This window comes from Rathayibacter tritici, from assembly GCF_002932875.1.
Classification (GTDB): Bacteria; Actinomycetota; Actinomycetes; order Actinomycetales; family Microbacteriaceae; genus Rathayibacter; species Rathayibacter tritici.
The window spans coordinates 1-4,609 of the sequence record NZ_PSWS01000078.1 but is presented as its reverse complement, the minus strand read 5'-3'; the positions used below and the strand labels follow the sequence as shown (position 1 = coordinate 4,609).

Below are 4,609 nucleotides of genomic sequence, written 5' to 3'. Positions count from 1 at the left end.
CGCGGAACTCCGGAGAATACTTCCCACGGGAACTGGACATCCCGGGCCTTCCTTTCGGTCATCGCGGTAATCCTACCAATTCCGCGGTGGTCCAGAAAGAATGGGGCACCTCAGTCCGCACGCGCCAGCGATCTGGACGATGATGCGTTCTTGCGGGAAGTCCAGCGATTTGCTGGCTACGAGCATCCCGCCCTCGCGATGCCGGAACTCCGGGAGATCCTCCTCCCCATGCTGCGTGCCGACGTTCAGATGCATGAGGACTACCTACCAGATGACCGTCGCCCGATCCGGGCTCCGATCCTCACACTCCGGGGCACTGACGATGAACTCGTGGATTCGGCGCAGATGGAGCAGTGGGCAGAGGCCACCACCGGTGGTCTGCGATCGGTCGAGATTAGCGGACCGCATATGTATTTGGTCGAGGAGCCCCGCCGCGTCGTCGATGCGATTGTGGGCAAGGTCCTCACGCCGGACGTCGCATGACCGCGCTTATTGGCAAGGTCGCAATGATCACCGGAGCCGCGCGCGGTGTGGGACGGGCGACCGCGGTCCGCTTCGCCGAGCAGGGCGCGGACGTCGTCCTCGTGGATGTCGCGCGGGACATCGAGGGCGTGCCCTACGCCCTTGGTACGCGGAGCCAGCTCGACGAGACTGAGCGATTGTGCCGGAAATCTGGAGCGGGCGTCCTCGTCCGGGTCGCCGATGTGAGGGACAGCGAGGCCGTAAACGAGGCGGTCGCCGCGGGTATCGGCCGTTTCGGTGCGATCGATGCGCTCGTGAACTGCGCGGGGATCGCCTCGCCCTCCGGCCGTATCGTGCACGAGATCTCCGACGCCGAGTGGGACCTCATGATCGACATTGACCTCACGGGTGCCTTCCGCGCGGTGCGCGCGGTGGGTGCTCATATGGCCGCTCGTCGCTCTGGGAGCATCGTTAACGTCTCCTCTACGGCCGGGATGGTGGGGTACCGCAACTTCTCCGGTTACGTCTCGGCCAAGCATGGTCTGGTGGGTTTCTCCAAGGCCGCTGCGCTCGACTACGCGCCCTTCAAGGTGCGGGTCAACGCGCTGTGCCCGGGCTCCGTTAGGGATGACGCCCTGGTCGAGGGCGCCATGCTCGTCGAAATCGCCCGCCAGCTGGATGTCCCCACTTCGGAGCACGAGCAGATCTTCGTGCAATCGCAACCCATGAACGCCCTCATCGAGCCGAGTGACGTCGCGGAGGCAGCTGTGTGGCTCGCTTCGGATGCCTCACGAAATGTGACCGGCACCTCCCTCACCGTCGACGGCGGCTTCACCGCTCGTTGAAGCACCTCGCCTACTGTGCCTCGATGTCGACTGCCCACCTTCGAAAGGACAACTGTGTCTCGAACCCTCGTCACCCCTGGTCGGATTCTCCGACCTGTCGTAGACGGTGTGGCGCACGCCGTGGTCGTTCCGCTGCTCGACGCCGTCCCGCCCGAAGACGGACGAATGGTGTGGCATGAGGTGTGTGCGGCTCCACGGGGCTCCGCGGAAGCGGCGCGTGTCGTTGCCGCGGAGGTTCGCCGGCCCTTGGCCCCGGGGAGCATTCTGCGTCTCGTGGTGTTGCGGTACGCGGGCGGCGAAGCCGATCTCGTGGCCGTCTCTAATCGCTCGGCCACGAGCAGCAAGGCTCTGCTCTCCCTTGCGCAGGGTGTCGCGGTGGGCGAGGCGCCTCTTCTCGAGAGCGAGGTCGCCGTCGATATGCCCCCCGCCACATCGCGCCGACTTGCACCGCCGGCAGGCGACGTGGTGCAGCCCTTTGCGGAGGTCCCCATATGCCCCGCCAGTCGCGACCACCTCCTCCACGTTGAGCTGCCCGGCTCTGCCGAGGACACTACTGTTCACGTCGTCGCAGCCTTGGCGCTCGTACTCAGCAGGATCGGGCGCACCACCCAGCCCCTGCTGGCCGTGCACGGCCCCGAGGGCGCCGAGAGCGAGTGGACCGTTCTCTCCGCCCTCCTCGTGGATGACTCGCTCACGGTCTCCGGCTTTCTCAACCAAGTCCGGGAGGCACTGGTCCAGCCGGATCGGCACCTCGCTGACATCGCCGACCTGGACGGGTGGGTCAGCGCTGGCGTGTTTGCCACAGCCACGCATGGCCGAGATGAGCGGGTGCTCCCCGCCGTGGACGCGCCGTTCCCGCTCACCCTCCTCCCGACCGTCCGGGACGGGCAGGTGGTGCTGCTTGCGCTGGCCCGAGCGGAGGCGGCGGACGAAGCAGATCTACGGGCGCGGCTCGCGCTGATCGAGCGCGTATACGGCCAGCTGCGTGACGCAACGGACGCCACGGTGCTTGATGACATCTCCTTGACTTCGGTTCCGGTCGTGAGGCCATTGCACGACGGGCTCGCAAAGGCCGCCTCTTCAGCGGGGAAGGAGCATCGCCGCCTCGACCGATCGTTCGCCGATGTCGCCGCAGCGAGAGGAGATGAGCCTGCCATCACGGACGGCATCCGAATCCTTAGCTATCGACAACTCGACGCGATGGCGAGCGCACTTGCGGCCGGACTTCGAGCGCGCGGCGTGCGCCCTGGCGAGCTAATCGGCCTTTCGCTCGAGCGGGACGTCATGCTCGTTGCTCTGATGATCGGCATATGCCGGGCTGGCGCTACCTACGTTCCCATGGACCCTGCCTATCCCGAGGAGCGTCTTCACGACATGGTCGAAGATGCCCGCCTCCGTGTAGTTGTGAGCGCGGGAAATTTCCCACCCATGGACGGAGTGCTTATCCTCGACCCTGAATCCCTCGCCTCCTCGAGCGGCTCACGCGCATTGACAGTCAGCGAGAATGCCCTTCCTGAGGCCGGAACGGACGCTGCCTACGTTATCTACACCTCGGGTTCGACGGGACGGTCGAAAGGCGTGGTGGTCGGCCACGAATCCGTCCTCGCCCTGGTCGAAGCCACGAGGAAGGACCTCGCGCTGGGACACGAGGACACGTGGACCCTATTTCACTCAACCGCGTTCGACTTCGCCGTGTGGGAGATCTGGGGAGCCCTCCTCACCGGGGCGCGCCTGGTCGTCGTTCCGTACTGGGTTACCCGGGACCCGTCCGAGTTCTGGTCGCTCCTCGCGCGCGAACAGGTGACCGTGCTCAACCAGACGCCTTCCGCCTTCCGTCAGCTCGTCGAGGCGGATGCCGTATGTGAGGAGCGCCTGGCGCTCCGACTCGTCATCTTTGGCGGCGAGCCCCTTGACGCCCGCCGGCTCCTTGGGTGGATGGACAGGTACCCCGAGCGCGAGTGCCGCCTCGTGAACATGTTCGGCATCACGGAGACGACCGTCCACGTCACAGCCCGCACGGTCACGCGCGGCGACGCGTTGCGCGGGAGCAGATCCGTCGGGCGCCCGCTTCCCGGTTGGACGACGTCCACAAGGGACGCGAGACTGCGGCTGCTCCCCGCGGGCGTGCCCGGCGAGATCGTGGTCGGCGGCGTAGGCGTTGCTCACGGCTATCTCGGACGCGACGAGCTCACGGCAGAACGGTTTGTCACGGATCCGCTGACCGGGGAGCGGCTCTACCGCAGCGGGGACCTCGGGATGCTTCGCAGTGACGGGGAGCTGGAACACCTGGGTCGCATCGACTCCCAGGTCAAACTGCGAGGCTTCCGCATCGAGCTCGGCGAGATCGCGGCTCTCCTAGAGAGAGCGCCGGACGTGACTGAAGCCGTAGTCGTCGTCGGGGGAGACGTTCAGAGCGACCCCGCAAATGCCCGCTTGGATGCCTACGTTGTCGGTGTCGTTCCCGATGTTGTCGCGTTACGAGAGCTGTGCGGACGGCGGTTGCCGGCGCACATGGTGCCGTCTACGTTCACCGTGCTCGACGGTCTCCCCCTGACCACCAACGGCAAGCTGGACGTCACCGCGCTCCCCGCTCCAATCCTGGGTGCGGTCCGGGTGACCGCGGGTGCTGATGCGCCGACGGGGGCGGCTCCCGAGGTGGCGGCTCCCCAGAAGAAAGCGTCGGGCAAGATTGACTTGGTTGAGCAGCTGCAGGCAATCTGGGCAAGCCTCCTTGGCGTACCTGTACAACCTGCGGACAACTTCTTCGAACTCGGGGGCAACTCCCTCCTCGCGGTCCGCTTAGGTTCCGTGATGCGGGATCAAGGGCTCCCTCCACTGAGCATCCGTACTCTGTACCTGCACGCCACTCCCTCCGCGCTCGCGGGCGCGCTCGCGGATGAAGTGTCATCAGCGGGTTGAACCGTGTCGGCGACGTGCGCTGGGACGACCTGATGACGCGTCCGCGCGCGGGATAACTCCCCTGACGATGCGCGCATCTAGTCCCTCGTGCTCGCGCATGCAGGCACCGGACCGACCGCGTCGCTGAAGCGGTGAGATGATCACGAGCAGCGCTGCACAAAACGTCTAGTTGAGGTGCCCCTTTCTTTCTGGACCACCGCGGAATTGGTAGGATTACCGCGATGACCGAAAGGAAGGCCCGGGTTGTCCAGTTCCCGTGGGAAGTATTCTCGGGAGTTCCGTGCGGAGGCAGTGCGCGAGGTGATTGATAGGTCGCGATCCGTCGCGGACGTCGCTCGAGAGCTCGGACTGGTTCCGCAGACCCTCACTAATTGGGTGGCGGC

General features: G+C 65.9%; 4 protein-coding genes. All 4 read left to right on the top strand.

Annotated features, from left to right (window positions below; genetic code table 11):
• On the top strand, nucleotides 1-483 hold a 483-nt coding region (locus C5D07_RS14765), incomplete at its 5' end, for a thioesterase II family protein (RefSeq protein WP_211286393.1).
• On the top strand, nucleotides 480-1,307 hold the full coding sequence (locus tag C5D07_RS14760) for an SDR family oxidoreductase (RefSeq protein WP_068250290.1): 828 nt from the start codon (nucleotides 480-482) through the stop codon (nucleotides 1,305-1,307). The genes C5D07_RS14765 and C5D07_RS14760, both read left to right, overlap by 4 nt.
• 120 nt (nucleotides 1,308-1,427) lie before the next feature.
• A complete protein-coding gene (locus C5D07_RS14755; protein WP_146076821.1) occupies nucleotides 1,428-4,226 on the top strand; it encodes a non-ribosomal peptide synthetase in 2,799 nt (932 codons plus the stop codon).
• Nucleotides 4,227-4,469: 243 nt separating this feature from the next.
• The coding region (locus C5D07_RS16480) for a transposase (protein WP_146079798.1) at nucleotides 4,470-4,609 on the top strand (140 nt) is incomplete at its 3' end.

Bases quoted from the DNA above. Each gene is read 5' to 3' on its own strand.
- C5D07_RS14760 (WP_068250290.1), top strand. From the start codon at position 480: ATGACCGCGCTTATTGGCAAGGTCGCAATGATCACCGGAGCCGCGCGC.